This is a genomic window from Streptomyces canus (genome assembly GCF_030816965.1).
Taxonomy (GTDB): Bacteria; Actinomycetota; Actinomycetes; order Streptomycetales; family Streptomycetaceae; genus Streptomyces; species Streptomyces canus_E.
The window spans coordinates 1,627,980-1,653,007 of record NZ_JAUSYQ010000002.1; the positions used below are offsets into that span (position 1 = coordinate 1,627,980).

Genomic DNA, 25,028 nt, shown 5'->3' on the forward strand with positions numbered 1-25,028 from the left:
AAACCCTCCCCTAGACTGGGTGCCATGGCCGCCACCCGAGACCCGCGCCCCTGTTCGATCGCCGACGCCCTGGCGCTCGTCGGCGAGAAGTACTCGCTGCTCGTGCTGCGGGAGGTCTGCCTGGGCAACGGCCGCTTCGACCAGCTCGTGCGCAACATCGGGGCCCCGCGGGACATCCTGGCCGCCCGGCTGCGCCGGCTCGTCGACGCCGGGATCCTGACCAAGCGGGTCTACAGCGAGCGACCGCAGCGCTTCGAGTACCGGCCCACGCAGGCAGGGCTCGAACTGGAGCCGGTGCTGCTGACGCTCATGGCGTGGGGTGACCGGCACCTGCGCGAGGACGACGACCGGCCCATGGTCCTGGAACACAGCTGCGGCCATGAACTGACGCCCGTCGTCGCCTGCGCGGCCTGCGGCGGCACGGTGGTGCACGAGGACCTGACGTCCCACCCGCAGACCCCCGGCTGGACGCTGACGGGCCCGACGGCCGCGTAAGCGCTCACCGGCCGCGCCCGGACATGCCCCGCCCGCCCCTGGCTCGCCCCTGTGGCCGGCCTGTCACCGGGGGACGCTACGCTGCCCTCGCACCCCGATCACCGCGCCCGGTGATGTGGCACGCCCGACTCCCCTCACACGACCAGCACTTGGACGCCGTAACTTCATGTCTTGGTTTGAATCACTCGTCCTCGGACTCGTCCAGGGGCTGACCGAGTTCCTTCCCGTCTCCTCCAGTGCGCATCTGCGCCTGACCGCGGCCTTCTCGGGCTGGGAGGACCCAGGGGCGGCCTTCACCGCGATCACCCAGATCGGCACCGAGGCGGCCGTACTGATCTACTTCCGCAAGGACATCGGGCGGATCATCTCGACGTGGAGCCGTTCCCTGGTCAAGAAGGAGCTGCGCGGCGACCACGACGCCCAGATGGGCTGGCTGGTGATCGTCGGCTCCATCCCCATCGGTGTGCTGGGACTGCTGTTCAAGGACCAGATCGAGGGGCCGTTCCGCGATCTGCGCATCACCGCCACGATGTTGATCGTCGTCGGCATCGTCATAGGCGTCGCGGACCGGCTGGCGGCACGCGACGAGAGCGGCGGGCGGCATCGCGCGCCCAAGCAGCGCAAGGGACTCGAGGACCTCGGCGTCAAGGACGGCCTGATCTTCGGCCTCTGCCAGTCCATGGCCCTCGTCCCCGGCGTCTCCCGCTCCGGCGCGACGATCAGTGGCGGCCTGTTCATGGGGTACAAGCGCGAGTCCGCCGCGCGCTACTCCTTCCTTCTCGCCATCCCCGCAGTACTGGCCTCCGGCCTCTTCGAGTTGAAGGACGCGATGGAGAGCGACCACGTCTCCTGGGGCCCCACGATCTTCGCCACGGTGATCGCCTTCGTCGTCGGATACGCGGTCATCGCCTGGTTCATGAAGTTCATCTCGACCAAGAGCTTCATGCCCTTCGTCTGGTACCGCATCGCCCTCGGCATCGTCATCATCGCCCTGGTCACGATGGGCGCCCTGAGCCCGCACGCGGCGGAGTCCGCAGGCTGACACGCATTGCCCTGACCCAGCGGTTCGCGCGCGTCACACCGGAGTACCTGGAACGCTGTCGCGCCTCGGCCCTGGACTCACCGGGCGCGGTACCGAACTGGGGCCCACCGGCCGAGGACCTTCTGGACGCGGGCTGGGCGGTGTGGGGACTCATCCGCCACTGCCGCGCGTCGGGAGCCGCCCCGGCCACGGCGGCCCTGCTCGAACGCGCGGTCTCCGGCGACCCGGACGGCGATGTCGGCTTTCTCGACCACGACGAGGTGTACGACGGTTTCGCGGACCCACCGCGCCTGCTCGGGCCCACTGCCGTCGCCGACATCGCGCACGGGCTCGACGCCATCGACGTGGGCACCCTGCTCGCGGACCTGCCGGCCACCCCTGCCGAGGCGGCGGCCGTGTGCGGCTTCGGCCCGGGGTTCGTCGGCGACGTCCGCGCCCACCTGGTCGAACACTGCGCTGCGATGCGGCAGTTCTACCGCGAGGCCGCCCATCGCGGATGGTGTGTGGTCATCTGGGTCGACTGACCCGGGCACCGGCACCGTGGCGCGCGCCCCGAAACCCGTGACCAATCGCATACGTTCTGCGTAGCCGTCCGGTAGCGGACTGTCAGTGCTTGCGCCTAGGCTTGTGCGCATGTCCCCCGATTCCCTGACCCGTGGTTCCGCGCGGTCTGCTGCCGAGGTGAACGAGCAGATCCGGGCGCTCTGGATGCGCGCCGGCGGCACGCTGTCGTCCCAGGAGCGCGCGGAGTACGAGCTGTTGGTGGTCGAGTGGGCGGCAGCGATCCGCACTGACGTCATCGAGGCGGCCTGAGCCCACGTCCGCCGACACAACCGGTACGACCGTCGAAGTGAGGTCATGCCATGAGAGCGATCGTCGTGGGCGCGGGCATCGGTGGACTGACCGCGACGCTGAGCCTGCGCCGGGCCGGCCATGAGGTGACGCTCGTCGAGCAGTCGCGGCAGCTCACCGAGATCGGCGCCGGCATCCAGCTCGCCCCCAACGCCACGCGCGTACTGCGCCGCTTGGACCTGCTCGACGCCGTCGCGGAACAGTCCACGCGCCCGGCCCACATGAGCTTCCGCACCTGGTCCGACGGCCGCGAGATCTGCCGCTACGTCATCGGCCGCGAGGCCGAGGAGGAGTTCGGGGCGCCGTACCTCCAGGTCCACCGGGCCGATCTCCAACAGGCCCTGGCCGCCGCCGTACCGCCCGAGTCGCTGCGCCTGGCCACCGCCGTCGTGGGGATCGACCAGGACGACACCGCGGCCCACGTGACCACGGCGAGCGGTGAACGTCTGGTCGCCGACCTCGTCGTGGCCGCCGACGGCATCCGCTCAGCCGCCCGCCAGTGGCTCTTCGGCGCGGACGAGGCGGTGTTCTCGCACACCGTCGCATACCGGGCCCTGCTCCCCGCCGCCGAGGTCGCCGACCTGGACCTCCCGGAGTACGCCGGCTGGCTCGGCCCGGGCCGCCACGTCGTCCACTACTGGCTGCGCCGCGGCGAACTGCTCAACGTCGTCGCCGTGTTCGTGACGGACCAGGCGGCCCAGGAGTCGTGGACCGCGCGGGCCGAACCCGGCGAGCAGCTGCGCACGTTCTCCGGCTGGGACCCCCGGCTGCTGACCGTCCTCGACCGCGCGGGCCAGGTCCTGCGCTACGGCATCTACACACGCGCCCCCCTCACCCGCTGGCACGTCGGCCGAGTCACTCTGCTCGGCGACAGCGCGCACGCGATGGTGCCCTTCCAGGCCCAGGGCGCGGCCCAGGCCGTCATGGACGCGGCCGTGCTCGGCGACTGCCTCACCGGCGCAGCACCCGACGAGGTGCCCGAAGCGCTCGACCGGTACGTCCGCAGGCGGGTCCCGGCCGCCACATCCGTGCAGGCCAGTTCCGCCCGCGCGGGCCACGACTACCACCTGCCCGACGGCCCCGAGGCCGAGGCGCGCAACGCCCGCATGGTCGCCCTCGCGGCCGAGAACAGGTTCGGTCCGCACTCGGCCGCCTGGCCGGTGGACGTCCTGGCCGACGGCTGACCGCCCACCCGTCGACCACCCCGTCCCCCGACGAGCACCCCCGACCCGCCCTCCGAATGTCACCGCACGCCCCTTGGCGCGGCCAGCCCCATGCCCAACACTGAGCCGATGACGCAGCGTGTGGAGCTCGCGACCGTGATGGACCGGCTGACCGTGGACGCACTCGTCACCGACTACGCCGTGGCCGTGGACGACGGCGACTGGGAGGCGTACCGAGGCCTGTTCACCTCCGACGGGCGGGCCGACTACCGCTCGGCGGGCGGGGTCGAGGGAGACGCGCGCAAGGTCGCCGCATGGCTCGCGGAGAGCCTGCGGCTGTTCTCGATGCGCCAGCATCTGATCGTCAACCGCCGCGTCCGGTTCGGCACCCTGGACCAGGACACCGGCGACACGGCCCGCGTCCAGGCCGACTACATCAACCCGATGCGGCTCGCCGACGACGGCACCGCCTCCACCGCCCCCGACTTCGTCTGCGGCGGCCGCTACGCCTTCGCTCTGCTGCGCACGGACGACGGCTGGCGGCTGCGCGAGGTCGTCGTACAGGAGAAGTGGCGGCGTCTGCCGGACCCTCGGTCCACACCTGTGATCAACTGAGCCGACGCCCTCGGGGTGATCGACCACACGCACACTGGAGTCACCCACGGGGTAGGAGGCGCCGTATGAACACGTTCGGCCACTGGCTCGCCTCCCCGTGGCGGCGCTCGATCGTCGCCGCTGTGGCAGGCGCTCTCCCCGTCCTCGCGTTCCCGGCACCGTCCCTGTGGTGGTTCGCCTACGTCGCCCTCGTCCCCTGGATCGCGCTGATCCGCTCGGCTCCCACGGCGAAACGGGCGGCGTACGACGGCTGGGCCGGCGGTTTCGGGTTCATGGTGGGGATGCACCACTGGCTGCTGCCGACCCTGAGTGTGTTCATCTTCGTCATCGGCGCCCTGCTCGGCGCGCTGTGGGCGCCGTGGGGAGCGCTGGTGCGGCACTTCCTGGCCGGGACGCCCTCGCGCGGCCGGATCGCGGCGGCGCTTGCCGTGCTGCCGTCGGGCTGGCTCGGTATCGAACTCGTCCGCTCCTGGCAGGGGCTCGGCGGCCCGTGGGGCGTACTCGGCTCCAGCCAGTGGGAGGTGGAACCGGCGCTGCGGCTGGCCTCGGTGGGCGGGGTGTGGCTGCTCAGCTTCCTGATCGTGGCCGTCAATGTGGCGGTCGCCGTGTTGGTGACGGTGCGTGAGTCCAGGGTCCCCGCGGTGGCGGGTCTGGTCGCCACGGCCGCCGTGACCTCGGCGGCCTGGATGTGGTCACCGCGCCCCGACACCGGGGGGACGACACGGATCGCGGTCGTCCAGCCCGGTGTCATCGACGGCCCCGACCGGCGCTTCGCACGCGAGGAACAGCTGACCCGCGAACTCGCCGGGCAGGACGTCGACCTGATCGTGTGGGGCGAGAGCAGTGTCGGCTTCGACCTCGGGGACCGCCCCGACCTGGCGAAGCGGATCGCGGCGCTGTCCGAGGAGACCGGTGCCGACATCCTCGTCAACGTGGACGCCCGCCGCTCCGACAAGCCCGGCATCTACAAGAGTTCGGTGCTCGTGGGAGCCGGCGGGCTCACCGGCGACCGCTACGACAAGATGCGGCTCGTCCCCTTCGGCGAGTACATCCCGGCCCGCTCCCTGCTCGGCTGGGTCACCTCGGTCGGCAAAGCGGCGGGCGAGAACCGCAGGCACGGTTCCGAGCAGGTCGTGATGGACGTCGGTCACGGGCTGAAGGTCGGGCCGATGGTGTGCTTCGAGTCGGCGTTTCCCGACATGAGCCGCCATCTCGCCGAGGACGGCGCCCAGTTGCTGATCGCCCAGTCGTCGACCTCGTCCTTCCAGCAGAGCTGGGCCCCCGAGCAGCACGCCTCGCTCGCCGCCCTGCGCGCCGCCGAGACAGGCCGCCCGATGGTGCACTCGACCCTGACCGGCATCTCCGCGGTCTACGACGCGAGCGGGCAGCGCGTCGGCCGGTGGATCGGCACCGACTCCAGCACCTCGCGCGTGTACGACGTACCGCTGGCGACCGGGACGACGCCGTACGTCCGCTTCGGCGACTGGCCGGTGCACGTGGCCCTGCTGATCCTCGCCGTGTGGTGCGCCGCCCAGCTGGGCCGGCGGTTCAGGCGGACCGCTCCTGAACCGCGTGTACCACCCGCTCGCACAGCTCATGGGTCGCCAGCGCGTCCCGGGCGCTGAGCACCTTTCCCGCGCGCACGGCGTCGAGGAAGGCGAGCACCGCCTGCTCGATGCCGCGCTGCCGGGCCACCGGCACCCAGTCGCCGCGCCGCCGCACAGTCGGCTGGCCCTTGTGGTCGATCACCTCGGCGAGATTGAGCACCTGCCGCTTGGTGTCCTGTCCGGACACCTCCAGGATCTCCTCGGCCGAGCCGCTGAGCCGGTTCATCACCCCGAGCGCGGTGAAGCCGTCCCCGGCCAGCTGGAGCACGACGTGGTGCAGCAGCCCGTCCTCCACGCGCGCGCGTACCGTCACGTCGTCGACCGGCCCCGGCACCAGGAACCGCAGGGTGTCGACGACGTGGATGAAGTCGTCGAGGATCATCGTGCGCGGCTCCTCCGGGAGCCCGATCCGGTTCTTCTGCATGAGGATCAGCTCGCGCGGATGCTCGGCGCACTGCGCGTACCCAGGGGCGAAACGCCGGTTGAACCCGACGGCCAGACTCACGTCCCGCTGTTCGGCGAGCGCCACCAGCCGTTCGGAGTCGGCGAGTTCGTAGGCGAGCGGCTTGTCCACGAACGTCGGTACGCCCGCCTCCAGCAGGCGCGCGACGATGTCGGGGTGCACGCTCGTCGGCGCGTGCACGAACGCGGCGTCGAGGTCCTGGGCGAGCAACGAGTCGAGGTCCCGGTGCCGTTGCCCCTCGGGAAGGTGGAGACCGTCGGCGACCCGGGCCAGCGTCGCCGGCGTCCGCGTCTGCACGTGCAGTTCGACGCCGGGCCGACCGCCGAGCACCGGCAGATACGCCTTCTGCGCGATGTCACCGAGTCCGATGCAGCCGACCTTCACGTGGACTCCTCCAGTTTGTCCGGCCAAAGCCTTTCCGGAAGCATACGGCGGCCGCGGCGGGCCCCGGCCGACGACCGGGAATTCGCTGGTGGTGAGGGGTGAGCTGAGTCAGGATGCCAGGATGACGACTCAGCGCCCCGAACCCGCGACCACCGCCGACGAACGCAGCATGCTGGAGGGCTGGCTGGACTACCACCGGCAGACCCTCGCCTGGAAGTGCGAAGGCCTGACCGACGCCCAGCTCAGGACCGCCTCGGTGGAGCCGTCCACGCTCTCCCTGATGGGCCTGGTGCGGCACATGGCAGAGGTGGAGCGCAACTGGTTCCGCCGGGTCCTGGCCGACGAGGACGCGGGGCCGATCTACTACAGCGAGGCCGACCCGGACGGCGAGTTCCGTCTCACCGAGGCCGACACCTGGCAGGAGGCGCACGGCACCTGGCAGGCCGAGATCGACAAGAGCCGGCAGAACGCGGCCCGCTTCGGCCTGGACGACATCACCGTGGGCAAGCACCGCCGGACCGGGGAGCGGTTCAACCTGCGCTGGCTCTACACCCACATGATCGAGGAGTACGCCCGCCACAACGGCCATGCCGACCTGATCCGCGAGCGCATCGACGGCGTCACCGGCGATTGACGTCAGCACCGGGAGGCCCGAGCGCACCGTACGGGCACGGAGATCACCCGTGCGGGGCAACCTCCGCTCGTCCGCTGTCGCCGAGGTCGCCCGAACCAGCAGAGTGGCGCGGGTGCATCGAACCACGACTACCGCAACGCTCCTGGTCACCGTGGCTGCCTCGGCCCTCACCGGCTGTGTGACGGTCCAGCGTCCACCTCTGTCCGGGCCGCCGGCGACTGCGGCACCGTCACGGCTGCCGGTACCGGGTGAGGCCCGCCCGGACGGTCAGGCGCAGCCGCAGATCGTGCAGGCCCCGGCCCAGGAGGCGCTGTCCATGATCGACCCGTCCCGGTCCTCGAAGCCGGAGCAAGCCGCGCCGCGCGCCGGCGCTCCGGGGACCGCGGCGGCCTCCGCGCAATCGCAGCCCCGACAGCCGGCACAGGCGCGTCCGGGACATCCACGGCATCCCGCGCACCCGGCACATCCCGAGGCTCGGCACCCGGACGCCCGGCACCACCGGCCGCCCCGGGTCGAGATCCCGGACATGGCCAGGGCGATCCCCGAGTCGGTGCTCAAGGGCCCGAAGGGCGTCTGCGCGCTCGGCAGAAAATACGGCGGCCGGCAGGAGGGCAGCCCCCAGTCGGTCATCTGCGACCAGGCGTACGGGCGTTGAGGCACCGCGGTCTCAGGGCCGCTGCCTCGGCGGCCCCCAGCGTCCGTCAGCGGCGGATCCGCCCTCGCCGAGCCGTAGCTCCAGCCGGCTGATCGCCGCCCGCACACCGTCGCTGTAGCTGTCCTCCCCCAGGGCGTCCGCCGCCCTGCGGGCCCGGCGCAGATGGGTGCGGGCGGCGTCCGTGCGGGCGAGCCGCAGATAGTCGGCGGCCAGGTTGAGGTGCAGCGAGGGATACAGGGCGCGCACGGCGAGCGCGCCCTCGTGCCGGCCCAGCCGGTCCTCGGTGAGTTCCTCCGCGGCCGTCAACGCCCTGAGGTCCCAGGCGAGTTCGTCGCAGGGGTCGTCCTGGGCGTCGGCCATGTAGTGCGCCAGGGTGCAGCGGTGCAACGGGTCGCCGTCGTCGCCGATCTCCGCCCACAGGGCCAGGAAGCGGTGGCGGGCCTCCTCGCGGTCCCCCGCGTGACACAGCATGACGACCTGCCCGATCCGGGTCATCACGGTATCCGGCGCCGCCTGCTCCTGTCGCTCCGTCAAAGCGTCCTCCGGGCCCTCGTCGGCTGTCGTCCCCTGTCCCTGCCGACGCTAGCCGCCGCCACTCACAATCGAGGTCAGGCGGGACCGGGCCGGGGCCGTGCGGCACCGGCCCGGCGGACGGGTCAGCCGAGGTTCGGGATCGTCCAGTCGATGGGCTCGTGGCCCTGCCGGGCTACCGCCTCGTCGATCTGCGTGAACGGGCGGGAACCGAAGAACTTCTTCGCCGACAGCGGGGAGGGGTGCGCGCCCTTGACCACGACGTGCCGGCTCTCGTCGATCAGGGGGAGCTTCTTCTGCGCGTAGTTGCCCCACAGCACGAAGACGGCCGGGTCGGGCCGCTCGGCCACCGCGCGGATCACCGCGTCGGTGAACTTCTCCCAGCCCTTGCCCTTGTGCGAGTTGGCCTCGCCGGCGCGGACCGTGAGGACCGCGTTGAGCAGCAGGACGCCCTGCTGGGCCCACGGCATGAGGTAGCCGTTGTCCGGGATCTCCAGGCCCAGCTCGTCCTTCATCTCCCTGTAGATGTTGCGGAGGGAGGGCGGGGTCCTGACGCCCGGGCGGACCGAGAAGCACAGGCCGTGGCCCTGGCCTTCGCCGTGGTACGGGTCCTGACCGAGGATCAGGACCTTCACCTGGTCGTACGGCGTCGCGTCGAGGGCGGCGAAGACCTCCTCGCGGGGCGGGTAGACGGGACCCTTCGCCCGCTCGTCCTCGACGAACTCCGTCAGCTCCTTGAAGTACGGCTGCTGCAGTTCGTCGCCCAGAACCCCGCGCCAGGACTCGGGCAGCATGGCGGTGTCGGTCACGTCAACGTCCTCACGATGTGCGGTCACTTCAGGCCTCAGAACCTACAGGCGACCACTGACAGTCCGTGCCGTGAGGGCCGGGCCCGAGTCCTACCAGCTGGTCTTCCAGTACAGCTCCCACATCGTCATCATGGTCGCCGGGTCGATGACCTTCTCGAGACCGGCGATCTCGTCGTTCGCGGCCACGTACTGCTTGCCCTGCCACAGCGGCACCAGCCGGGTGTCGTCCACGAAGACCTGCTGGGCTTCCTCGATCTGCGGCCCCACGGCCCCGCGGTCGCTCTCCGCGCGCGACTCGGGCAGCAGCTTGCCGGTGATCTCGGGGGCGTCGTACGGGGTACCGAGCGCGTTCTGCCGGCCCACGAAGGGCGCGATGAAGTTGTCGGCGTCGTGGAAGTCGGGGAACCAGCCGCGCCCGAACACCGGGTACTCGCCGTTCTGGTAGCCCTCGACGTAGGTCTTCCACGGGCGGCTCTTGAGGGTGATCTTGAAGAGTCCGGAGGCCTCCAGCTGCCGCTTCAGCTCCTGGAAGGCGGGCTTGGTCGTCGAGCCGTAGCGGTCGCTGGTGTACCAGAGGGTCAGCGGGACGCGCTCGGTGATCCCCGCGTCCGTGAGGAACCGCTTGGCCTTGGCCACGCTGGGGTCTCCGAAGTCGTCGAAGAATCCCGTGGTGTGGCCGGTGAGGCCCGCCGGGACCATCGAGTACAGCGGCTCGACGGTGTCCTTGTAGACGAAGTGCACGAGTGCCGGACGGTCGACGATCTGGGCGACGGCCTTGCGGACCGCGGGCTTCGCGGACCACGGGTCACTGGGGTTGAACACCAGGTAACTGATCTCAGTGGTGGGGTTCTCCACGAGTTGGAGCCCCTCCTTCTGCTGGTTGACCTCGATGTCCACGGTGTCGGAGGCCCCGAGACCGCGGTAGACGACCGAGATCTCCTTGTCCTTGAGGGCCTTGACCATCTCGTCCGACCGCTGGAAGTAGCGGATGGTGACGGCGTCGTTCTTGAGGTCCGCTATGCCCTTGTAGTTGTCGTTGCGGACGAGCTCGGCCTTCTCGCCCTCCGTGAAGGAGTCGAGGCTGTAGGGCCCCGAGCCGCTGATCTTCCCGTCCTTGCGGATCGCGGTCGCGGAGTACTCCTCGGGGTCCACGATCGACATGGCCGGCGTGGTGAGCACCAGGGGGAAGGTGGCGTCGGGCTGGCTGAGGTGGAAGACGACCTCACGGTCGCCCTTCACCTGCACCCGGGAGAGCGTTCCCAGCAGGCCCGCGGGGCCGCCGTTGAGGTTGATCTTCTTGATCCGGTCGATGCTGTACTTGACGGCCTTGGCGTCCAGCGGGTGCCCGTCGGAGAACTTCAGCCCCTCGCGCAGTGTGCAGCTGTACACGGTGCTCGACGTGTCCGTGAACTCACAGCTCTCGGCCGCGTCGGGTTCGGGGTCGGATCCACCGGGGGAGTAGTTCAGGAGCGTCTGATAGACGTTGCGGAACAGTTCCCAGGAGTTGTCCCAGGAGGCCGCGGGGTCCAGCGTGGCCGGGGCGCTGGTGGTCCCCACGACGATCGCCTTCCCGCCGTCGGAGGAGTCCGAGGAGAACACCCCACATCCGGCCACCGTGGATATGGACACGAGGGCCGCGAGGGGCGGCAGGTATCGGTTCCGCATGAACACGCGCTTGCTCCTCGAAATGCCGTGCCGAGAGTCGGCAAAACATACCGCAGCGCCACGCACACTCAACCGGTTCGGTCACAGGCAGCTTGGCCATCGCGGCGTGATGACCCTGTAAATCCCCTGTGAGGCTTTTGTGTGTCGACACGGGCGCCGTCGGTGTCAACGGGCGCCCGTGCCGAGGCGACGGGGGTCAGCCCACTCCGGCGTTGAGGAAGATGCCGCCGTCGACGACGAGCGTCTGGCCGGTGACCCAGTCGGACTGCGCCGAGGTGAGGAAGGCCGCGGCGCCGCCGATGTCGGAGGGCACGCCGAGCCGGGCCAGCGGGTAGGACGCGGCGGCCTCCGCCTCCCGGCCCTCGTACAGCGCCGACGCGAACTTGGTCTTCACGACGGCGGGGGCGATCGCGTTGACCCGCACCCCGGGCGCGAACTCGTGCGCGAGCTGCTGGGTGAGGTTGATCAGCGCGGCCTTGCTGACGCCGTACGCGGCGATGAAGGGCGAGGGCGCGAGGCCCGCGACGGAGGCGATGTTGACGATCGCGCCGCCGTTGTCCTTCTGCCAGGCGTGCCAGGTCTTCTGGGCGAAGCCGAGCGCGGAGATCACATTGGTCTCGAAGACCTTGCGCGCCACATTCAGGTCGAGGTCGGCGATCGGCCCGAACACCGGATTGGTGCCGGCGTTGTTGACCAGGTAGTCGACGCGCCCGAAGGCCTCCATGGCGCGCTCGACGGCGGCGGCCTGGTGCGCCTCGTCGTGCGCCTTGCCCGCCACGTAGACGGCACGCTCGGCGCCGAGCTGCTCGACGGCCTCCTTGAGGGTGTCCTCGGTGCGGCCGGTGATGACCACCCGGTCACCGCGTGCGACGAGCGCCTCGGCGACGCCGTAGCCGATGCCGCGGCTGGCGCCCGTGATGAGCGCGACCTTGCCCGAAAGCTCGGGGAGTTGCGAAGTCATGGTCCCGTTTCCCTAGTCGAGCGGTCCGCCGGCGACGTACAGCACCTGGCCGGAGACGAATCCGGCCGCCTCGCCCGTGAAGAAGGCGATGGCGTTGGCGATGTCGTCGGGCTCGCCCACGCGCGCGACCGGGATCTGGGTGGCGGCCGCGGCCTTGAACTCCTCGAAGCCCATGCCGACGCGCTCGGCGGTCGCGGCGGTCATGTCGGTGGCGATGAAGCCGGGGGCGACGGCGTTGGCGGTGATGCCGAACTTGCCGAGCTCGATGGCGAGCGTCTTGGTGAAGCCCTGGAGACCGGCCTTGGCGGCGGAGTAGTTGGCCTGGCCGCGGTTGCCGAGGGCGGAGGACGAGGACAGGTTGACGATCCGGCCGAAGCCCGCGTCCACCATGTGCTTCTGGATGGCCTTGGTGACCAGGAACGAGCCCTTGAGGTGCACGTTCAGGACGGTGTCCCAGTCGGAGACGCTCATCTTGAAGAGCAGGTTGTCGCGCAGCACGCCCGCGTTGTTCACGAGGATCGTCGGCGCCCCGAGCTCCTCGGCCACGCGCGCGATGGCGGCCTGCACCTGGGCCTCGTCGGAGACGTCCGCGCCGACCGCGATCGCCCGACCGCCGGCCGCGGTGATCTTCTCCACGGTGTCCTTGCAGGCGGCCTCGTCGAGATCGACCACGGCGACCGCGCGACCCTCGGCCGCCAGTCGTACGGCGGTGGCGGCGCCGATGCCGCGCGCGGCACCCGTGACCACGGCTACCCGCTGCTCTGTGGTGGACATTGCTGGTTCTCCTCGCCCTTGAGAAATCGACCTGGGGAAATCGACCTGAGAATGTACGGCCCATTCGGTGAGCGACCGCTTAGTACCTTCAGCAGACGTGACGCTAGAAGCCATGGCACGCGGTGTCAACGTCACACGAGCCGGGTGTGATCCATTACCTGACCAGCAGATCGAGCAGACGCTCCGGTTCGGCGGCCGGATCGGTGGTGAGCCCGGTGTGCACGGGGCCCGGCTGGACGACGGTGGAGCGGGGCGCGATCAGCCAGCGGAAGCGCCGTCCGGCGTCGTCGCGGGCGGCCTGCCCGGCCCCCTCACCGCCGGCACAGACCCCCTCGACGGCGCGGAGCGCCGCCCGGACACCGGCCACGTCCGCGTCCGGGTCGAGCGCCCGCAGCCGGGCCTCGTCGAGGTGGGTGCGCACGCCGACGTAGGCCTTGGCGCGGCAGTAGACGAGCACCCCCGCGTTGATGCACTCGCCCCGCTCGACGCGGGGTACGACCCGCAGCAGGGCGTACTCGAAGACCTCGCGGTCGTCGGTGCGGCCGCCCCTGATGATGTGGCGCTCGGTCACTGGATCCCCTCGATCCGCTCGTGGACGACGGCCTTGCGCGCGAGCAGCGGCCGTGCGTAGGTCCGCCGGAGTTCGTCCGGCGACTCGAAGCCGGGCTCGCCGGCCAGCCAGGCGTCGGGGATCTCGGCGGTGACCTCGGCGAGGAGGTCCTCGGTGACCCGGGGGCCCAGTTCGGCCGCGGCCGCGGCGACATCCGGTGCGAAGGGCTTCAGGACGTGGTCCGAGGCGTCGTAGGGACGGGCGGCGGACTTCTCGGCGCCGGGCCAGTTGTGCTGCCAGATCATGGTCGCGCCGTGGTCGATGAGCCACACCTCGCCCCGCCACCACAGCAGGTTGGGGTTCCGCCAGGAGCGGTCGACGTTGTTGACCAGCGCGTCGAACCAGATGATCCGGCCGGCCTCCTCCGGGCCGACCGGGAAGGCCAGCGGGTCGAAGCCGAGCGCTCCGGAGAGGAAGTCCATGCCGAGGTTGGTGCCGCCGCTGGACTTCAGCAGTTCCTGCACCCGCTCGTCGGGCTCACCGAGCCCCAGGTCCGGGTCGAGGTCGAGCGTCACGAGCCGCGGCACCCGGAAGCCGAGCCTGCGGGCGAGCTCCCCGGCCACCACCTCGGCGACCAGCGTCTTACGGCCCTGACCTGCGCCGGTGAACTTGATGACGTACGTCCCGCGGTCGTCGGCCTCGACGAGCCCCGGCAGCGAGCCGCCCTCACGCAGGGGCGTGATGTAGCGGGTCACGATGGCTTCCTTGAGCATCGCCCCAGGTTACTGGGGGGCATCTGAACAACGCGCACTCCAGGGCCGTACCTCAGGGCAGTTCAAGGATTCCGTGGAAGGGGACGTCAGCATGGCCAGCGAATCGATTCATCCCGCATCGGCCCCCAGTCGCCGGGTCGTCGTGGCGGCGGTCGGCGCGGCAGGACTCGCTCTCACCCTGAACGCGTGCGGGTCGGAGGACGACTCCTCCTCGTCGTCGGACGCTGCCGCCGCCGGCAGCGTCCTCGCGAAGACCTCGGACATCCCCGAGGGCGGCGGCAAGATCTTCAAGGACTCGGGCGTGGTGGTCACCCAGCCCACGGCGGGCGAGTTCAAGGCGTTCTCGTCGAAGTGCACCCACCAGGGGTGTGCGGTGACGGGCATCACCAACGGGGTCATCACCTGTCCGTGCCACAAGAGCGAGTTCTCGGTGACCGACGGCAGCGTGAAGAAGGGGCCGGCGACCCAGCCGCTGCCCGAGGAGAAGATCACCGTCAGCGGCGACTCGATCTCGCTCGCATGAGATGTCAGACGCGCCCGGGGCGGCGGGGTCGAGCCAGACAGGACAGCATTTCGTCCGTGGTGGCGAGGGTGGCCACGAGGGCGAGCGTGTGACGGATCATCGCCGGGGTGTAGTCGGAGGGCACCCCGGCGATGGCGTCCGTCACCACCACGGCGGTGTAGCCGCGGTTCACGGCGTCGAACACGGCGTTGGGGACAGCCACGTTGGCGGAGACTCCGGTCACCACCAGCGTGCGGCAGCCGAGGTTGCGCAGGAGCGCGTCGACCTCGGTGCCCTGGATCGGCGACAGACCGTGCAGCCGTCGTATGACGAGGTCCTCCTCGCTCACCTCGATCGGGGCCGCCACCCGCACCGCGGTGGTCCCGGACAGCTGCTGGACGGGCAGGCGTTCGGCGGCACGGAAGAGGCGGGCGTTGCGGTTGGCGCCACGCCCGTCCGGACGGCGTTCGGCGATCGCGTGGATCACCTGGACCCCGTTCGCGTGCGCGGCGGCGACCAGCCGGGCGACGTTGGCGAGGGCACCCGAGGCCCTTGCGTCACGGGCGAGTTCGGGCAGCGCGCTCTCCGGTCCGACGACGCCCTGCTGGCACTCGACCGTGAGCAGGACAGTGGTCTCGGGAGCGAGGAGTTCGCTGAGTTGTTCGTACGACGCCACGGTTCCCCCTCGTCGCCGACGGCCCGGAGCGGGTGACAGTAGCCACCATTGCGTCGGGACGGAAGACGACCCATCCTTTTCTGACGTGATGTCAGAGGATCTCCTCTGACACGACGTGAGAGAAAGAGGGGGATGCATGACCGTCACTCAGCGCCGTGGCCGGAAGATCATGATGACGCCGGGCGAGCTGGACGAGTTCCTGACCAGCCAGCGCACCTGCCGGGTCGCCACCGTCTCCGCCGACGGCGCTCCGCATGTGAGCACGCTCTGGTTCGCCTGGGACGGCACCTCGGTGTGGCTGTACTCCGTCGTGCGCAGCAAGCGCTGGACCGATCTGCGCCGCGATCCACGGGTCGCGATCGTGGTCGACACGGGTGAGGAGTACGACGAGCTGCAGGGCGTGGAGTTGTCCGGGACGGTGGACTTCGTGGGCGAGGCTCCGCGCACCGGAGAGCTGTGCGCGGAACTCGACGTCCCGGAGACGCTGTTCGCCCGCAAGAACTTCCGCCTGGAGGAGATGCCGCACGACGGTCGGCACGCCTGGATACGGCTGACCCCCGAGAAGATCGTCTCCTGGGACTTCCGCAAGCTGGGCCCGGCGTAGGCGTGTCCGGCGGACGAGACCGACTTCGACGGCCAAAGCCTCACCGGACGCCTTGACACCGGCCCGGTCCACCACCCCGGGCCGGCCTCGAACGGCCTGCCTCAAACGGCCTTCCCTGCCGCCGACTTCAGCGCCTCGACCGCCGCCCGGATCGACGGGCGGCGGTCGGCGTCCGCGCGCCACACGGCGTAGATGTGCCGGCTGACCGACTGCCGTACGGGCACGGTCCGCACGCCCTCCGGGATCGGCCCGCGCCCGAGCCGGGGCGCCACGCACACGCCGAGTCCGGCGCCGACCAGGGCGAGTTGGGTCGGATGCTCCTCCGCGCAGTGCGCGACGCGGGGTTCGATGCCCTTGGAGCGGAGGGTGTGCAGCAGCCACTCGTGACAGAACTCGCTCTCGCCCCAGGTGACCCAGTCGTCGTCGGCGAAGTCCTCCAGGTCGACCTCGCTCCGGTGCGCGTGTCGGTGGGTGGCGGGCATCGCCACGTCGGCCGTGTCGTCGACGATCGAGGCCTTCACCAGCCCGTCGGGCACGGGCAGCGGCTTGTTGTACCAGTCCAAGACGACCGCGAGGTCGTAGTCACCGCGGATCACAGCGAGGATCGCGGGTTCCGGCTCCATCTCGCGCGAGCTGATCCGCAGGCCCGGATGCGCCGAGTGCAGGCCCGCGATCGCGGCCGGGAACAGCCCGCGTGCGGCGGTTGGGAACGCCGCGAGCCTCAACTCCCCCACCACCTGGCCGCGTTGGGCCTCCAGGTCGGCCTGGGCGAGTTCCACCTGGGACAGGATGCGTGCCGCGTGGTCGGCGAGGAGCCGACCGGCGTCGGTGAGCCGCACCCCCCGGCCGTTCTTGGCGAGGAGCTGCTGGCCGACCTCACGCTCCAGCTTGGACATCTGCTGCGAGACGGCCGAGGTCGTGATGTGCAGGCCCTCGGCGGCGCCGCTCACCGAGCCGTGCCGGGCGAGGGCGTCGAGGGTGCGCAGGCGTTCCAGGTTCAACATGTAAGCAATGCTACGAGATATCTCGCTCAAAAAGTCGCTTGTGCTAAGAGATCATGTGGCGGATCGTGGTCGGCATGACCACCGCGACCGTCCCCGAAGCCCCGCCGCGGACCACCCGCCGCCCCGCCCTCGACTGGCGGCTGCGCTTCGGCGTGCTCTCGCTGATCTGGGGATTCAGCTTTCTGCTCATCAAGGTGGGCACCGAGGGGTACGCGCCCTTCCAGGTCACGCTCGGGCGACTGGTGTTCGGGACGCTGGTGCTCGCGGTGGCGATGACGGTGCGGCGGGAGCGGCTCCCTCGCGGGGTGCGGACGTGGGGCCATCTGGCGGTCGCGGGCTTCCTGCTCAACGCACTGCCGTTCTCGCTCTTCGCGTACGCGGAGTTGACGATCCCGTCCACGCTGGCGGGGATCTGCAACGCGACCTCGCCGCTGTGGGGGATGGTTCTGTCCGTCGTCGCGCTGTCCGAGGACCGGCCCACGCGCGTGCGGGTCGCCGGGCTCGGGCTCGGTTTTCTGGGGGTGCTGACGGTTCTCGGGGCCTGGCAGGGGTTCAGCGGGCTGGACGGCAGGGGGACGGCGATGGCCCTGCTGGCCTCGTTCAGCTATCCGATCGGGTGGATCTACGTTCGCCGGACTCTGGCCGGTGTGGGGTACTCCCACACATCCCTGATGGGGGCGCAGTTGCTGTTGGCCACGATTCAACTGGCGGCCGTCACTTCGCTGTTCTCCGGGATACCTACCCATGTCGACGTGCTGCCGCTGCTTGCGATCGCGGCGCTGGGCGCACTGGGGACGGGGCTGGCCCTGCTCGTTCAGTACGGGCTGGTCGCCGAAGTGGGGCCGACCACCGCGCAGATGGTCACGTACTTCATTCCGGTCATCGCCACGGGGGCGGGGGTCGCGGTGCTCGGCGAGTCGTTGAGCTGGTCGACGCCTGTGGGCGCGGTGATCGTACTCGCGGGGGCGGCACTGAGTCAGGTGCGACGAGGTGCCTGATGGGGCGGGGTGCGTGGATTGTCGGCGGGTGCGGGTCGCAGGTGGCAGTCGCGCGGTTCCTCGCGCCCGCCCCTGAAAGCAGCTCACCTTCCCCTTACACGTGATTCCGGGTCGGGGACGGGCCCAAGGCCCTCGCGATCGCGTCCGCCAAGTGGGGCACCTCCGTGGTGGCCAACGTCGATACGGTCACGCGGATCCCCTGCGGTGCGCTCATTCTGAAGCGGGCGCCAGGGGCGACCGCCCAACCCGCGTGCAGAAGGCGGGACACCGCGCCCGTCTCGTCCGGGACCGGGATCCATACGTTGAGACCGCTACGGCCGCGTGCCTCGACTCCGCGTTGCGCGAGTGCGCCGATCAGCCGGTCGCGGCGCTCGCGGTACGCCGCCGCCACCTCCGCCGTGTCCAGTACGCCGTCGGCCCACAGGTGCACCACCGCCCGCTGGGTGATGCGGCTGACCCAGCCGGGACCCAGGCGGTGGCGGCCGTGGACGCGGTCGACGGTGACCTCGTCGCCGGTGAGGACCGCCAGGCGCAGATCGGGGCCGTAGGCCTTGGCCACCGAGCGGACGAAGGCCCAGTGGCGGGTGACTCCGGCCAGGGGGTGCAGGGGCAGGTCGACGATGCCGTGGCCGTGGTCGTCCTCGATGAGGAGGATGTCCGGGTGATCCTCGAGGACGGCTCGCAGGGCACGCGCACGCGTGGCGGTCACCGAGGCGCCGGTCGGGTTCTGGGCCCGGTCGGTGATGATCAGGGCTCGGGCGCCCGCCTCCAGCGCCTTGCGTACGTCATCGGCGCGCGGGCCCTCGTCGTCCACACCCACCGGGGCGACGCGCAGGCCCAGTGCCGGGACCAGGTCGAGGAGGCTGCCCCAGCCGGGGTCCTCCACTGCGACCGTGTCGCCCGGCTTGAGATGGGCGGCCAGGACGCGCTCGACCACGTCCAGGGAGCCGGAGGCGACGGCGAGAGGGCCCTGCGGAACGCCGTCCGCATCCAGCGCCTCTCGCGTCAGGCGCGCCAGCTCCGGGTCCACGGTCGCCTCTCCGTACAGGACCGGCTCCCGGTCGCCCTGTTCGGCGGCGGCGGCGAAGGCCGGCGCCAGCGGGGGCAGCAGCGCCGGGTCCGGGTTGCCGTTCGCCACGTCCCGCACGCCCTCCGGGACCTCCACCCGGATGTAGTCGCGTCCCGTGGTGGCCGGCTTCGCCCGCACTCGGCTGCCCCGTCGCCCGGCGGTCTCGATGACCCCGCGCTCGCGCAGGGTGCGGTAGGCGGCCGCGACCGTATTGGGATTCACCCCCAGCTCCACCGCCAACTCCCGCATGGGAGGCAGCAGTTGTCCCGGCGCCAACTCTCCGGCACCCACCGCGCTCTCGACGCTCGCCGCAATCTCCGATGCGCGTCGGCCTTCGATCCGATATTCTCCTAGCACAAAGAAGATTATGCACTAGTGCAATGGAGATCGCAATGCAGGGGACCACCGCGACCACGCCGGAGCCGACCGCCTACGCGCCGACCGACCGCACCGTCCCGACGCGCTCACCCAACCGGGCCTCGTACGACAGGGAACTGGTGCACTCGATACTCGACGAGGGCTACGTCTGCCACCTCGGCTTCGTCCGGGACGGCGCCCCGGTGGTCCTGCCCACGCTGTACGGCCGGGTGGGCGAGCGGCTCTACGTCCACGGCTCGACGGGTTCGCGCCCGCTGCGGATGACCGGCAAGGCCGACCCGGGACTGCCGGTCTGCTTGACGGTCACGCACGTCGACGCGCTGATCCTGGCCCGCTCCGCCTTTCACCACTCGATCAACTACCGGTCCGTGGTGGTGCACGGACTCGCGTACGACGTCACGGACCCCGAGGAGATGCGCCTCGCCCTCGACGCGCTGGTCGACCATGTGGTGCCGGGCCGCGCCCTCGACTCCCGCCCCGCCAACAAGAAGGAACTGGCCGCCACCGCCGTCATCCGCCTCGACCTCGACGAGGTCTCCGCCAAGCTCCGCACCGGCGGGGTCAACGACGAGCCCGAGGACCTCGCCCTCCCCCACTGGGCCGGTGTGGTCCCGCTGCGCAAGGGCTACGGCACCCCGGTCGCCGACGCCGGCCTGGCCCCCGGCACCGAGGTCCCGGACTACCTGGCAGTGCTGTGATGCTGATCCATCCCTGGGACGCGGCCCGCGACGACGCCGAGTGGCAGCAGTGGCTTTCCGTCCACGACTTCGGGCAGCTCGCCGTCAACGGTCCCGCGGGCGAGCCCCCGTACGTCCAGCCGCTGCATTTCGCCTACGACCCCTCGCGGGGCGAGGCCCTGACACACCTCGCGCGGCCCAACCCGCTGTGGGGCGCACTGGAGGCGAGCCCGGACGTCGTGCTGAGCGTGGTCGACGACTACGCGTACGTCCCGGGTCCGTGGCAGGCCGACCCGGACGTACCGTCCGAACACGGCACGCCCACGAGCTTCTACGCGGCGGTCCAACTGCGGTGCCGGGCCCATGTGGTGGACGACCCGGCCGAGAAGGCCGTGCTCCTGAACCACCAGGTCCGTCACTTCCAGCCGGAGGGCGGCACCGCGCGGGTGGCGGCGGACGAGGTGCCGTTCGGGAGGCAGCTGTCGGGGATTCGCGGGCTGCGGCTCGAAGTGACCGGTGTGCGGGCGAAGTTCAAGTACGCCGGCAAGCGGACGGCTCAGGTGCAGGACCGGATCGCGGACAGGCTGGCGGACCGGGGCGGCCCCGGGGACGCGGCGGCGCGCGAGCATCTGCTGCGGCGGCAGCGGGCCTGAGCGAGGGGGCCCTTCGGACAGAAGGGCCCCCTCGGTTCGTCAGGCGGGCACACGCGCCTCCGTCACCGCGAGCCCCGCGACCGCGCCCAGCATCAGCAAGGTGCCGACCATGGTTGTCGGAGTCAGGCGCTCGCCGAAGAGCACGACGGCCAGCACGGCCGCGCTCACCGGTTCGAGCAGCATGATCACGGAGACGGTGGTGGAGCGGACGACCGCGGCGGCCGCGAAGTAGAGGGCGTAGGCGAGAGCCGTGGGGACGGTCGCCAAGTAGACCAGCAGGACCAGCAGCAGGGCTGGTTGGGCCGTGTGCGGGACCAGGCCCTCAGCCTGCGCGAGGGGCAGCAGGCAGAGGCCGGCGACCGTGAACACTCCCACGGACGTTCCGGAGGACTCCGCCCGGGCCGCGCGCGTGATCAGGGTCATCACACAGCAGCCGGCCGCCGAGAGCAGCCCGAGCAGCACGCCCAGGGGACGCACGGAAGCCTCCGCGCCGCCCAGCGTCAGCACCACGAGTCCGGCGAGGGCTCCGGTGACGGCGACGACTCCGCTGCGCCCGAGCCGCTCCCCCAGGGCGAGGCGTGCCCCGAGCGCGATGAGCACGGGGCCGGCGCCGAGGGTGACGACGGTGGCCACGGCGAGCCCGGTGGACCGTACGGCCGCGAAGTAGGCGGTCTGGAACACCGCGAGACCCACGCCCGACGCGCCGACCCGCAGGGCCCTGCGGCCGAGCGGTTCCGAGACGGCCGTACGCGCGCGTGGCCTTACGAGACGGACGGCGAGCAGCACCGCCAGTCCGGCCGCGCAGCGCCAGAAGGACAGGGACACCGGGCCCAGGTCACTGGTCCGGTAGGTCAGCGAGGCGACCGCTCCCGCGGTGCCCCAGGTGGTACCGGCGACGATCAGGTAGATGAGGCCTCGCCCGACGGGCAGGCCTGAAGAAGCATGCGACACGTGTTCTCTCCGCAGATGCGCCGAGGCGCGGAAGTTCGGAAGAGGACGCCCGCTCGGTGGCGGGGTCCGCGGACTTCGTCTGCGGGCAGCACCGTTCAGCCCGGCGGCATGGCCGGGCGTGGTCTCCGGAGGGCCCGCCTCAGGCGGCCGGCGGAGAAACGATGAACGTCTGCGTGTGCATGGGCCGGAGCCTAGGGGGCGTTCTCCCGGGCGGACAACCGACTTTCGGCGCCGCCGGTCGCGACCGGTTCCACGGAGCCCTTGGCCGGGGTGGAGGACTGCGCGATGAAGGCACCGAGGAGGACGACCGCGCCGCCCACGATCTGCGGTGCCGAGAGGTGTTCGCCGAGCAGCACCCAGGCGAGGACGGTCGCGACGACCGCTTCGAGACAGGCCACGACCCCGGCTATCGCCGGTGAGAGCCTGCGCACCGAGACCACGCCGGTGACGTAGGCGAGAACGGTGGCGATCAATACGATCCAGCCGAGCAGCAGGCCGGCCGCGACCGGAGTGCCGTTCATGTCGGCGCGCTGCGCGAGGACGGAGAAGTCCATGGTCCAGGGGCGGGCCACGACGGTCAGGACAGCGGTCCCGACGAGAAGGCCGTACGCGATCACGCCGAGCGGGTCGGGGACCTCGCCGGAGTCGCTTCCCTGGTCGGACAGGACGAAGTAGCCGACCTGGCAGCAGGCGGCGCCGAGCGCGAGGAGCAGGCCGAGGGCGTCGAAGCTCAGACCCGACCAGACCTCGACGACACACGCGAGACCGCCGACCGCGAGGACCACGCCGAGCGCGGCGGCGCGGGTGACGGGCCGTCGCTGCACGAACCGCACCCAGCCGAGCACCAGGGCAGGGGCGAGGTACTCGACGAGCAGGGCGACACCGACGGGGATGCGGGAGATCGAGGCGAAGTAGAAGGCCTGCACTCCGGCCACGCCGAGCAGCCCGAAGCCGGCGAGCAGGGCGGGACGGCTGCGCAGCAGCGCGCGGTGGCGGACGGCGAGCGGCAGCATCACCAGGGCGGCGCCCGCCACCCGCAGCCACACCACGTGCAGCGGATCGAGACCCGCCTCGATCAACGGTTTGGCCGCCACCCCGGATCCGCCGAAGGCGAGCGCAGACACCAGCGCGAGACCGAGTCCGACGCCCTTGCCCTCACTGGCCCTGCTGCTCTCAGACGTATGCACCGGCCCATGATGACAGGGCAGGACATGAGCGTCACCCCCGATGACTCCTGTCTCAGCGGCTGGACCGTGGCGGGCCGCCCCGCAGCTCTCCGGGCAGACGGTCGTCGATCCGCGCATACACGGCACCGGCGTCGATTCCCGCCCGGGTCAGCACCTCGACGGCCCGGGACTCGGGGTCCACCAGGATCGCCGCGAGCAGATCGATCCCGCGGGCGGGCCCGTCGGCGCGGTGCTCGGCCCGGGCGCAGGCGTGTTCCATCGCGCCCGCGGCGAGCGGCGACAAGCCCTCGGCCGTCGTCACCGCGGGGACGGCGCCGGAGTCCTCGATGGTGCCCTGCCAGCGCAGTCCGTAGCCGATGCTGCGCTGCACGAGATAACCGAGGAGCCTCGGCAACTGCGGTTCCGCGTCGAAGACGGCGTACGCCTCGGCGTCGGCGTCCAGCAGTGAGTGCAGCAGATGGGCCGTGTCGATCTGCCGGTCCCCGTCCCTCAGCGCGCGCCTGCGGGCACCGAACACCACCGCTGTCAGTTCCGCGCTGAGCCTGACAGCGCCGTCCGGACTGACCGGCGGCGGGCCGCTCTGTTCGCGGGCCGACTGCCGGGGGATACGGGGGTGCACATCCCCCATCCCATCAGCCCCACCCCATCGGGTCATCCCCGAGGGGAAGCATCTTCGCGTCCCACGGAGAGCGGATCCCGCAGCCGGAATCTCCTCCTTACGGATGAGATCAAGCCGCCAGGCATGAAGCGCAGGAGCCGGCTGGTGGCGCTGCCGGCCGTGGACGGCAAGCAGTACGGGTACCGGGTGTACGCCCCGGGGGACGCGCTGCTCGCCGACCTGTTCCGGGAAGTGCGGGGCAGTACCACGGCGAGAGCGCGTTCGCGCGCGTGGGGCCTCTTCGACGCGGCGGTGATACGGCAGGTGGGCTGAACGCGCCTCCACGCCTTCTGACGGTTCATCAGTATTGAATGTTGCGCCCCTTGCGGCTACTTTCCGCGACACCACAGCCCGACACGAAGAGGTGGCCGCATGGCGGAAATCAGCGCGGAGGCACGCATCTCGGCACCCGCGGAGAAGGTCTGGGCCCAGCTCACCGACTGGTCCGCGTACGGGGAGTGGAACGCGACCCACACCAGCTTCCCCAAGGGCGGCCCGACGGTTCTCGAACCGGGCGGAACCTTCCAGGAGAACATGAAGCTGATGGGCTTCCCCGCCGAGGTGGAGTGGACCATCGACCAGGTGGAGCCGGCCCGGCTGTTCGCCATCCGGGGCAAGGGCCCGATGGCGGTGAGCGTCGCCACGCGCTACACCCTGACCCCCGACGGCGACGCCACGACGGTCCGCATCGACGGCGAGTTCACGGGCGCCGCCGTCTCGCTGATGGCGGGCAAACTGAAGGACTCGGGGACCGCCGCCTTGAACGAGTCGCTGCGGAAGCTGGCCGGACTGGTGGAGTGAGCGCTGCACATGTGCGCCGCCCGCAGGAGGGCGCCCCGCGGATCTCTCCACGGGGCGCCCTCTGATCGCCGTACGACTGCGCAGGCCTCGTCTCAGCCCTCGCCTCAGTCCTCGTCTGCGAGGATGAGGTACAGCTTCTTGCGGGCCTCGTTGATGACGGCCAGCGCCTTCTCGCGCTGTTCCTTGCTGCCGGTCTTCCAGACCTGGCCGAAGGCCTCCATCAGACCGAAGCCGGCCTGCCGGATCTCGCCGAGCGCCTCGAAGTCGATGCCACGGGAAGCTTCCTCCCACGGCGCGTCGGGGCCCTCGTCGGCCGCGGTACGGCCCGCCTCGGTGAGGGCGAACAGCTTCTTGCCGCCCTCGGTCTCATTGGCGATCAGCCCCTCGTCCTCCAGCAGCTGGAGGGTGGGGTACACCGAGCCGGGGCTGGGCTTCCACGCCCCGCCACTGCGCTCGGCGATCTCCTGGATCATCTCGTAACCGTGCATGGGCCGGTCCTTGAGCAGGGCCAGGATCGAGGCCCGCACGTCACCGCGCCGCGCCCTCCCCCTGGGTCCGCCCCGACCCCTCGGCCCCCAGGGCCCGGGGCCGAAGCCCGGCCCTCCGAAGCCGGGGCCACCGGGACCGCCAGGACCGAAGGGCCCGAAGGCGGCTCGCAGGCTCTCGGGGCCACCACGGCCCCGACGACCGGCTCCACCATGTCCACGCTCGAATCCGTGGGAACGCATCGCAATCACTCCATTCCATCGTTGATCTGTCGCGATGCTTCAACGATATATCGGAACCGATCGCATGGCAAGACCCTTCGGTAAGGCGGGATGGTGTGCAGCGACCTCTCTCGTTACCGGCACCCACGGCGTCTGCACGACCCGGCAACGGTCCCGAACACGGCGTGCC

At 70.9% G+C, this 25,028-nt stretch carries 31 protein-coding genes; 16 read left to right on the forward strand and 15 right to left on the reverse strand.

The annotated features are described in order from the left end of the window. The first annotated feature begins 24 nt into the window (after positions 1-24). From QF027_RS08490 to lnt, 7 genes are all read left to right on the forward strand, one after another. Positions 25-495, forward strand: a complete 471-nt coding sequence (locus QF027_RS08490) for a winged helix-turn-helix transcriptional regulator (protein ID WP_306984585.1) — start codon at positions 25-27, stop codon at positions 493-495. A 166-nt stretch (positions 496-661) separates the two neighbouring features. Beyond that, positions 662-1,537, forward strand: a complete 876-nt coding sequence (locus tag QF027_RS08495; RefSeq protein ID WP_307073763.1) for an undecaprenyl-diphosphate phosphatase — start codon at positions 662-664, stop codon at positions 1,535-1,537. Positions 1,538-1,677: 140 nt separating this feature from the next. Beyond that, a complete protein-coding gene (locus QF027_RS08500) occupies positions 1,678-2,061 on the forward strand; it encodes a DUF1877 domain-containing protein (protein ID WP_307073765.1) in 384 nt (127 codons plus the stop codon). Positions 2,062-2,170: 109 nt separating this feature from the next. Next, on the forward strand, positions 2,171-2,350 hold the full coding sequence (locus QF027_RS08505; protein WP_307073767.1) for a hypothetical protein: 180 nt from the start codon (positions 2,171-2,173) through the stop codon (positions 2,348-2,350). A 50-nt stretch (positions 2,351-2,400) separates the two neighbouring features. Then, the gene (locus QF027_RS08510; protein WP_307073768.1) at positions 2,401-3,573 is read left to right on the forward strand and encodes an FAD-dependent monooxygenase; all 1,173 of its coding nucleotides are present in this window, start codon (positions 2,401-2,403) and stop codon (positions 3,571-3,573) included. A 108-nt stretch (positions 3,574-3,681) separates the two neighbouring features. Beyond that, positions 3,682-4,167: a nuclear transport factor 2 family protein gene (locus QF027_RS08515; RefSeq protein WP_307073770.1), complete on the forward strand. Its 486-nt coding sequence runs from the start codon at positions 3,682-3,684 to the stop codon at positions 4,165-4,167. Between the two features lie 65 nt (positions 4,168-4,232). Further along, positions 4,233-5,792: an apolipoprotein N-acyltransferase gene (gene lnt / locus QF027_RS08520; RefSeq protein WP_307073772.1), complete on the forward strand. Its 1,560-nt coding sequence runs from the start codon at positions 4,233-4,235 to the stop codon at positions 5,790-5,792. Here the strand turns inward: lnt and QF027_RS08525 are convergent. Further along, the gene (locus QF027_RS08525) at positions 5,716-6,621 is read right to left on the reverse strand and encodes a Gfo/Idh/MocA family protein (protein ID WP_307073774.1); all 906 of its coding nucleotides are present in this window, start codon (positions 6,619-6,621) and stop codon (positions 5,716-5,718) included. The genes lnt and QF027_RS08525 overlap by 77 nt on opposite strands. A 121-nt stretch (positions 6,622-6,742) precedes the next feature. Here QF027_RS08525 and QF027_RS08530 point away from each other — a divergent pair, with 121 nt between their 5' ends. Both QF027_RS08530 and QF027_RS08535 read left to right on the forward strand, forming a co-directional pair. After that, positions 6,743-7,255, forward strand: a complete 513-nt coding sequence (locus QF027_RS08530) for a DinB family protein (RefSeq protein WP_307073776.1) — start codon at positions 6,743-6,745, stop codon at positions 7,253-7,255. 112 nt (positions 7,256-7,367) lie between these two features. Then, a complete protein-coding gene (locus QF027_RS08535; RefSeq protein ID WP_307073778.1) occupies positions 7,368-7,910 on the forward strand; it encodes a hypothetical protein in 543 nt (180 codons plus the stop codon). Positions 7,911-7,922: 12 nt separating this feature from the next. Here QF027_RS08535 and QF027_RS08540 read toward each other — a convergent pair whose 3' ends face one another. The 7 genes from QF027_RS08540 to QF027_RS08570 form a co-directional block, all read right to left on the reverse strand. Next, positions 7,923-8,444 carry a hypothetical protein gene (locus tag QF027_RS08540; RefSeq protein WP_306984562.1) on the reverse strand — a complete coding sequence of 174 codons (522 nt, stop codon included), beginning with the start codon at positions 8,442-8,444 and terminating at the stop codon, positions 7,923-7,925. Positions 8,445-8,566: 122 nt separating this feature from the next. After that, positions 8,567-9,250, reverse strand: coding sequence for a uracil-DNA glycosylase (gene ung / locus QF027_RS08545; RefSeq protein ID WP_306984559.1), 684 nt, complete (start codon positions 9,248-9,250; stop codon positions 8,567-8,569). A 90-nt stretch (positions 9,251-9,340) separates the two neighbouring features. Next, positions 9,341-10,921, reverse strand: coding sequence for an ABC transporter substrate-binding protein (locus tag QF027_RS08550; protein WP_306984557.1), 1,581 nt, complete (start codon positions 10,919-10,921; stop codon positions 9,341-9,343). A 190-nt stretch (positions 10,922-11,111) separates the two neighbouring features. Continuing rightward, positions 11,112-11,876 carry an SDR family oxidoreductase gene (locus QF027_RS08555; RefSeq protein ID WP_306984555.1) on the reverse strand — a complete coding sequence of 255 codons (765 nt, stop codon included), beginning with the start codon at positions 11,874-11,876 and terminating at the stop codon, positions 11,112-11,114. Between the two features lie 12 nt (positions 11,877-11,888). Beyond that, positions 11,889-12,650, reverse strand: coding sequence for a 3-oxoacyl-ACP reductase FabG (fabG, locus tag QF027_RS08560; protein ID WP_306984553.1), 762 nt, complete (start codon positions 12,648-12,650; stop codon positions 11,889-11,891). Positions 12,651-12,804: 154 nt separating this feature from the next. Beyond that, entirely contained in the window at positions 12,805-13,221 is a 417-nt protein-coding gene (locus QF027_RS08565) for a DUF3037 domain-containing protein (protein ID WP_306984551.1), read from the reverse strand. Next, on the reverse strand, positions 13,218-13,973 hold the full coding sequence (locus QF027_RS08570) for a HipA family kinase (protein WP_306984549.1): 756 nt from the start codon (positions 13,971-13,973) through the stop codon (positions 13,218-13,220). Before QF027_RS08570 ends, QF027_RS08565 begins: the two co-directional genes overlap by 4 nt. A gap of 91 nt (positions 13,974-14,064) precedes the next feature. Between QF027_RS08570 and QF027_RS08575 the strand changes: the two genes are divergently transcribed. Next, on the forward strand, positions 14,065-14,496 hold the full coding sequence (locus tag QF027_RS08575; protein WP_306984547.1) for a Rieske (2Fe-2S) protein: 432 nt from the start codon (positions 14,065-14,067) through the stop codon (positions 14,494-14,496). Positions 14,497-14,500: 4 nt separating this feature from the next. On the opposite strand, the gene QF027_RS08580 is transcribed toward QF027_RS08575, so the two are convergent. Continuing rightward, entirely contained in the window at positions 14,501-15,151 is a 651-nt protein-coding gene (locus QF027_RS08580) for a cysteine hydrolase family protein (RefSeq protein WP_307073780.1), read from the reverse strand. 136 nt (positions 15,152-15,287) lie between these two features. On the opposite strand from QF027_RS08580, the gene QF027_RS08585 reads away from it, so the two are divergent. After that, positions 15,288-15,755, forward strand: coding sequence for a pyridoxamine 5'-phosphate oxidase family protein (locus tag QF027_RS08585; protein WP_306984541.1), 468 nt, complete (start codon positions 15,288-15,290; stop codon positions 15,753-15,755). A gap of 101 nt (positions 15,756-15,856) precedes the next feature. Here the strand turns inward: QF027_RS08585 and QF027_RS08590 are convergent, their stop codons facing one another. Continuing rightward, the gene (locus QF027_RS08590) at positions 15,857-16,759 is read right to left on the reverse strand and encodes a LysR family transcriptional regulator (protein WP_306984539.1); all 903 of its coding nucleotides are present in this window, start codon (positions 16,757-16,759) and stop codon (positions 15,857-15,859) included. 74 nt (positions 16,760-16,833) lie between these two features. Here QF027_RS08590 and QF027_RS08595 point away from each other — a divergent pair, with 74 nt between their 5' ends. Further along, a complete protein-coding gene (locus QF027_RS08595; RefSeq protein WP_306984537.1) occupies positions 16,834-17,757 on the forward strand; it encodes a DMT family transporter in 924 nt (307 codons plus the stop codon). Between the two features lie 94 nt (positions 17,758-17,851). Here QF027_RS08595 and QF027_RS08600 read toward each other — a convergent pair whose 3' ends face one another. Continuing rightward, a complete protein-coding gene (locus tag QF027_RS08600; protein WP_307073782.1) occupies positions 17,852-19,183 on the reverse strand; it encodes an aminotransferase class I/II-fold pyridoxal phosphate-dependent enzyme in 1,332 nt (443 codons plus the stop codon). A gap of 35 nt (positions 19,184-19,218) precedes the next feature. On the opposite strand from QF027_RS08600, the gene QF027_RS08605 reads away from it, so the two are divergent. Both QF027_RS08605 and QF027_RS08610 read left to right on the forward strand, forming a co-directional pair. Further along, positions 19,219-19,902, forward strand: coding sequence for a pyridoxamine 5'-phosphate oxidase family protein (locus tag QF027_RS08605; RefSeq protein WP_306984530.1), 684 nt, complete (start codon positions 19,219-19,221; stop codon positions 19,900-19,902). Further along, positions 19,902-20,534 carry an FMN-binding negative transcriptional regulator gene (locus tag QF027_RS08610; protein WP_306984527.1) on the forward strand — a complete coding sequence of 211 codons (633 nt, stop codon included), beginning with the start codon at positions 19,902-19,904 and terminating at the stop codon, positions 20,532-20,534. Before QF027_RS08605 ends, QF027_RS08610 begins: the two co-directional genes overlap by 1 nt. Positions 20,535-20,573: 39 nt before the next feature. Here QF027_RS08610 and QF027_RS08615 read toward each other — a convergent pair whose 3' ends face one another. The 3 genes from QF027_RS08615 to QF027_RS08625 all read right to left on the reverse strand — a co-directional run bounded on the left by QF027_RS08615 (position 20,574) and on the right by QF027_RS08625 (position 23,291). Next, positions 20,574-21,485 carry a DMT family transporter gene (locus QF027_RS08615; RefSeq protein WP_306984525.1) on the reverse strand — a complete coding sequence of 304 codons (912 nt, stop codon included), beginning with the start codon at positions 21,483-21,485 and terminating at the stop codon, positions 20,574-20,576. A gap of 191 nt (positions 21,486-21,676) precedes the next feature. Next, positions 21,677-22,672, reverse strand: a complete 996-nt coding sequence (locus tag QF027_RS08620; protein ID WP_306984523.1) for an EamA family transporter — start codon at positions 22,670-22,672, stop codon at positions 21,677-21,679. Positions 22,673-22,724: 52 nt separating this feature from the next. Beyond that, positions 22,725-23,291, reverse strand: coding sequence for a Clp protease N-terminal domain-containing protein (locus QF027_RS08625; protein WP_306984521.1), 567 nt, complete (start codon positions 23,289-23,291; stop codon positions 22,725-22,727). Between the two features lie 123 nt (positions 23,292-23,414). On the opposite strand from QF027_RS08625, the gene QF027_RS08630 reads away from it, so the two are divergent. Together QF027_RS08630 and QF027_RS08635 are read left to right on the forward strand one after the other, a co-directional pair. Next, positions 23,415-23,603 carry a hypothetical protein gene (locus QF027_RS08630; RefSeq protein WP_307073784.1) on the forward strand — a complete coding sequence of 63 codons (189 nt, stop codon included), beginning with the start codon at positions 23,415-23,417 and terminating at the stop codon, positions 23,601-23,603. 99 nt (positions 23,604-23,702) lie between these two features. Beyond that, a complete protein-coding gene (locus QF027_RS08635) occupies positions 23,703-24,131 on the forward strand; it encodes a type II toxin-antitoxin system Rv0910 family toxin (RefSeq protein ID WP_306984518.1) in 429 nt (142 codons plus the stop codon). 104 nt (positions 24,132-24,235) lie between these two features. On the opposite strand, the gene QF027_RS08640 is transcribed toward QF027_RS08635, so the two are convergent. After that, positions 24,236-24,859, reverse strand: coding sequence for a PadR family transcriptional regulator (locus QF027_RS08640; protein WP_306984516.1), 624 nt, complete (start codon positions 24,857-24,859; stop codon positions 24,236-24,238). Between the last annotated feature and the right edge of the window lie 169 nt (positions 24,860-25,028).

Bases quoted from the DNA above. Each gene is read 5' to 3' on its own strand.
- QF027_RS08490 (WP_306984585.1), top strand. From the start codon at position 25: ATGGCCGCCACCCGAGACCCGCGCCCCTGTTCGATCGCCGACGCCCTG.
- QF027_RS08495 (WP_307073763.1), top strand. From the start codon at position 662: ATGTCTTGGTTTGAATCACTCGTCCTCGGACTCGTCCAGGGGCTGACC.
- QF027_RS08505 (WP_307073767.1), top strand. From the start codon at position 2,171: ATGTCCCCCGATTCCCTGACCCGTGGTTCCGCGCGGTCTGCTGCCGAG.
- QF027_RS08510 (WP_307073768.1), top strand. From the start codon at position 2,401: ATGAGAGCGATCGTCGTGGGCGCGGGCATCGGTGGACTGACCGCGACG.
- QF027_RS08515 (WP_307073770.1), top strand. From the start codon at position 3,682: ATGACGCAGCGTGTGGAGCTCGCGACCGTGATGGACCGGCTGACCGTG.
- lnt (WP_307073772.1), top strand. From the start codon at position 4,233: ATGAACACGTTCGGCCACTGGCTCGCCTCCCCGTGGCGGCGCTCGATC.
- QF027_RS08530 (WP_307073776.1), top strand. From the start codon at position 6,743: ATGACGACTCAGCGCCCCGAACCCGCGACCACCGCCGACGAACGCAGC.
- QF027_RS08555 (WP_306984555.1), bottom strand. From the start codon at position 11,876: ATGACTTCGCAACTCCCCGAGCTTTCGGGCAAGGTCGCGCTCATCACG.
- fabG (WP_306984553.1), bottom strand. From the start codon at position 12,650: ATGTCCACCACAGAGCAGCGGGTAGCCGTGGTCACGGGTGCCGCGCGC.
- QF027_RS08570 (WP_306984549.1), bottom strand. From the start codon at position 13,973: ATGCTCAAGGAAGCCATCGTGACCCGCTACATCACGCCCCTGCGTGAG.
- QF027_RS08575 (WP_306984547.1), top strand. From the start codon at position 14,065: ATGGCCAGCGAATCGATTCATCCCGCATCGGCCCCCAGTCGCCGGGTC.
- QF027_RS08585 (WP_306984541.1), top strand. From the start codon at position 15,288: ATGACCGTCACTCAGCGCCGTGGCCGGAAGATCATGATGACGCCGGGC.
- QF027_RS08590 (WP_306984539.1), bottom strand. From the start codon at position 16,759: ATGTTGAACCTGGAACGCCTGCGCACCCTCGACGCCCTCGCCCGGCAC.
- QF027_RS08595 (WP_306984537.1), top strand. From the start codon at position 16,834: ATGACCACCGCGACCGTCCCCGAAGCCCCGCCGCGGACCACCCGCCGC.
- QF027_RS08605 (WP_306984530.1), top strand. From the start codon at position 19,219: ATGCAGGGGACCACCGCGACCACGCCGGAGCCGACCGCCTACGCGCCG.
- QF027_RS08610 (WP_306984527.1), top strand. From the start codon at position 19,902: ATGCTGATCCATCCCTGGGACGCGGCCCGCGACGACGCCGAGTGGCAG.
- QF027_RS08630 (WP_307073784.1), top strand. From the start codon at position 23,415: ATGAAGCGCAGGAGCCGGCTGGTGGCGCTGCCGGCCGTGGACGGCAAG.
- QF027_RS08635 (WP_306984518.1), top strand. From the start codon at position 23,703: ATGGCGGAAATCAGCGCGGAGGCACGCATCTCGGCACCCGCGGAGAAG.
- QF027_RS08640 (WP_306984516.1), bottom strand. From the start codon at position 24,859: ATGCGTTCCCACGGATTCGAGCGTGGACATGGTGGAGCCGGTCGTCGG.